Below are 417 nucleotides of genomic sequence, written 5' to 3' on the forward strand. Positions count from 1 at the left end.
AGCTAGGCATTCAAGCTTCTAAAGAAGTGACGGTTGATACTATCGACGTAACGTCTGTTGGCGGTGCTCAAGAGTCTGTAGCAATCATCGATGCGGCACTTAAGTACGTAGACAGCCACCGTGCAGAACTGGGTGCATTCCAAAACCGTTTCGACCATGCAATCAGCAACTTAGACAACATTAATGAGAACGTTAACGCATCTAAGAGCCGTATTAAAGATACCGACTTCGCGAAAGAAACGACTCAGATGACTAAGTCTCAGATCCTTTCTCAAGCTTCAAGCTCGATTCTTGCTCAAGCGAAACAAGCTCCGAACTCGGCACTTAGCCTACTAGGTTAATTAACCTAATATGCCGCGATACAAAAGCCAGGCTCACCCTGGCTTTTTGTTTATGCAAATCAAGCATTAGGTACAC

At 45.1% G+C, this 417-nt stretch carries 1 protein-coding gene; it reads left to right on the plus strand.

Annotated features, from left to right (window positions below):
* On the plus strand, nt 1-341 hold a 341-nt coding region (locus A3712_RS21650), incomplete at its 5' end, for a flagellin (RefSeq protein ID WP_269451435.1).
* Nucleotides 342-417: the final 76 nt, after the last annotated feature.

The sequence above is a fragment of the Vibrio sp. HI00D65 genome (genome assembly GCF_001635455.1).
Classification (GTDB): Bacteria; Pseudomonadota; Gammaproteobacteria; order Enterobacterales; family Vibrionaceae; genus Vibrio.